Source organism: Pseudomonas sp. 2VD, assembly GCF_005503585.1.
GTDB lineage: Bacteria > Pseudomonadota > Gammaproteobacteria > Pseudomonadales > Pseudomonadaceae > Pseudomonas > Pseudomonas aeruginosa.
In genome coordinates this window covers 1-3,128 of record NZ_SCND01000519.1, presented here as the reverse complement: position 1 = coordinate 3,128, position 3,128 = coordinate 1, and the positions used below count along the sequence as shown (strand labels likewise).

At 66.7% G+C, this 3,128-nt stretch carries 2 protein-coding genes and 1 pseudogene; 1 reads left to right on the top strand and 2 read right to left on the bottom strand.

Annotated features, from left to right (window positions below):
• Positions 1-965, bottom strand: a pseudogene (gene pctA / locus FFS27_RS30955) (methyl-accepting chemotaxis protein PctA); the annotation flags it as partial.
• 399 nt (positions 966-1,364) lie between these two features.
• On the opposite strand from pctA, the gene FFS27_RS30950 reads away from it, so the two are divergent.
• Positions 1,365-2,855: a helicase HerA-like domain-containing protein gene (locus FFS27_RS30950; protein ID WP_021264185.1), complete on the top strand. Its 1,491-nt coding sequence runs from the start codon at positions 1,365-1,367 to the stop codon at positions 2,853-2,855.
• Between the two features lie 103 nt (positions 2,856-2,958).
• On the opposite strand, the gene FFS27_RS33915 is transcribed toward FFS27_RS30950, so the two are convergent.
• Positions 2,959-3,128, bottom strand: a 170-nt coding sequence (locus FFS27_RS33915) for a hypothetical protein (protein WP_171019265.1), incomplete at its 5' end; no start/stop codon positions are given.

Sequence of the window (3,128 nt, the reverse complement as noted above, 5' to 3'; positions counted from 1 at the left end):
GTCAGGTCGCCCTCGCCCTGGGCGATGTCCTGCATGGCACGGCCCATCAGGTGCAGCGGCTGCATCAGCAGGCGGATCAGCAGGCCGAGCAGGACCAGGATGGCGACGATGGAGATCAGCGCGGCGGCGATGGCCGAGACGCGGAACTTGCTGAGCATGGCGTAGGCCTTGTCCTTGTCGATGGACAGCGCCAGGTACCAGGTCACCGAAGGCAGGCCCTTGATCGGGGTAAAGGCGAGGATGCGGGTATGCCCGTGCAATTCGGCCTCGCTGAAACCGGTGGCGATCTTCGGCGTGTTCTGCGGGTAGACCTCGCTCAGGGTCTTCATCACCTGCTCTTTGTCCGGGTGCACCAGGATCTTGCCGTCGCCGCTGACCAGGAAGGCGTAGCCCATGCCGCTGAAGTCCAGCGAATTGATGATCTGTACCAGGGTCTTCAGGCTGAGGTCGCCGCCCACCACGCCGAGGGTGTTGCCGGCGGCCTTCACCGGCGTCGCCGCGGTGATGATCAGTTCCTGGGTGGCGGCGTCGACGTAGGGCTCGGTCAGGGTCAGGCCGCCGGCCGCTACGGCGTCCTTGTACCAGGGCCGGCTGCGCGGATCGTAGCCGGCCGGCATCGGGCTGTCCGGGCGCATGGTGAAGACGCCGTCCTGCTGGCCGAGGTAGGTGAAGCTGAAGGTCGAGGTCAGGGCCGGCTGTTCGAGCAGGGCGCTGACGGCTTCCGGGCTGTGGTCGCGGGCCAGGGTCTGGGCGGTCTGCTCGACCAGCAACAGACGGCCACCGAGCCAGTTCTGGATGTTGCTGGAGGTCACGTCACCCATTTCCCGCAGGTAGCTTTCGAGGTCCTCGCGGATCGCGTTGCGCTGCAGGTAATCGTTGTAGAGGGTGAACAGTGCGAAAGCGGCGAACACCACGAGGGAGGCCGCGAGGAGGATCTTGTGGCTGAACTTCAGACTTTTGATCATGTTGTATTGCGTCCAGGAGTATGTAGCGCCAGTCTTTGACCAGACCCCTGCGACCGTTCCGCGGGCGCAGGGGCTTTCCGTACGCCTTTCAGCGTCGGGCGGGTCGCGCGGGTGGGTAGTCCGTCGACCCAGGCACGGCCTTGTGCCACGAAGCCACGGTTCCCTGGGTGGCTCCGAAGAATGCGTGATACGGATACGATGGCGATTTTTCCTGTCTCAGCAAGGCCCGAAGGTCTTCGCTGAAGCTGGACGGCCAGATCGGGTCGATGCGCTGGCCCGACGCCCTTCGCGGGAACCCGCGCATATTGGTACGCGGGTTCCGCTGGAAGCCCCGTTGTACAAGGGCTTTCCCTTACTGTCGGCACAGCGTGCCGGAGCTTTAGTCCCGAGGATGAATGGATGTCGCAAGCGAATGAGTTGTTGATCGGCGCTGGCCCCGATGGCCAGCCGGTAGGGCAGGCCTGGCGCCTGGCCAACCGTCATGGATTGATCGCCGGCGCCACCGGTACCGGCAAGACGGTGACCTTGCAGCACCTCGCCGAATCCTTCAGCGATGCCGGTGTCGCGGTATTCGCCGCCGACATCAAGGGCGACCTGTGCGGCATCGCCGCGCCGGGCAACCCGCAGGGCAAGGTCGCCGAACGCATCGCCAGCATGCCGTGGCTGAATTACCAGCCGAAGGCCTACCCGACCACGCTCTGGGACATCGCCGGGAAGACCGGCCACCCGTTGCGCACCACCATCAGCGAGATGGGCCCGCTGCTGCTGGCCAACCTCCTGGAGTTGACCGATAGCCAGCAGGCCGCGCTGTTCGCCGCCTTCCAGGTGGCCGACCGGGAAGGCCTGCTGCTGCTCGACCTGAAGGACCTGAAGGCGCTGCTCAACCACCTGAAGGACAATCCGGAGATCCTCGGCGAGGACCGGGCGCTGTTCACCGGCGCTTCCGGGCAGGCGCTGCTGCGCCGCCTGGCCACTCTGGAGCAGCAGGGCGCCGAGGCCTTCTTCGGCGAGCCTGCCCTGCAACTGGAAGACATCCTCCGCCCCGAGCCGGACGGGCGCGGGCGCATCCACCTGCTCGACGCCAGCCGCCTGGTGCACGAGGCGCCGAAGGTCTACGCGACTTTCCTGCTCTGGCTGCTGGCCGAGCTGTTCGAGCAACTGCCGGAGCGCGGCGATGCCGACAAGCCGGTGCTGGCACTGTTCTTCGACGAGGCCCACCTGCTGTTCAACGGCACGCCGAAAGCCTTGCGCGACCGCCTGGAACAGGTGGTCCGGCTGATCCGCTCGAAAGGCGTCGGGGTGTACTTCGTCACCCAGTCGCCGGGCGACCTGCCGGACGATGTCCTGGCCCAGCTCGGCCTGCGTATCCAGCATGGCCTGCGCGCCTTCACCGCCAAGGAGCAGAAATCGCTGCGCGCGGTGGCCGATGGTTTCCGCCCGAACCCGGCGTTCGACACCCTGGGGGTGCTGACCGAACTGGGTATCGGCGAGGCGCTGGTCGGCACCCTGGAGGAAAAGGGCACGCCGGCCATGGTCCAGCGCGTCGCGGTGGCGCCGCCCTATTCGCGGATCGGCCCGCTGAGCGACAGCGAACGCGCCGAACTGGTCCAGCGGTCGCCGTTGAAGGGGCGCTACGACCAGCCGATCGATCGCGAGTCGGCCTACGAGGTGCTGGCGAGCAAGGCGGACGCCAAGCCCGAGGTCCAGGGCCAGGCGCCCGCACAGCAGGAAAGCTCGTCCGGCGTCGGCGGCATGGCCGGGCAGATACTCGGCAGCCTGCTGTCCAATTCGACGGTGAAGAGCGCCATGCGCCAGGCGGCCAACCAGTTGAGCCGGGAGCTGGTGCGTGGCCTGCTCGGCTCGTTGATGGGCGGGAAGAAGCGGCGCTGAGCGCCAGGCCATGAAAAAGGCGCCCGCGGGCGCCTTTTTCATGGGGGCTGGATGATCGCCGACTAACCGCTTCGCGGTTAGCTGGCCTGTGGGACGGACGGGCTCAGATCTTGAAGCTGTCCACCAGGTGCCGCAGGCGCCCGGCCTGGGCTTCCAGCTCGCCGCAGGCGCGCAGGGTGGCCTGGAGGTTCTCCACGCCTTCCTGGTTGAGGGTGTTGATCTCGGTGATGTCCATGTTCAGCGAGTCGACCACTGCGGTCTGTTCCTCGGTGG

What these genes read in the sequence shown, in the direction of transcription:
- FFS27_RS30950 (WP_021264185.1), top strand. Translation starts at nt 1,365, where the DNA reads ATGTCGCAAGCGAATGAGTTGTTGATCGGCGCTGGCCCCGATGGCCAG.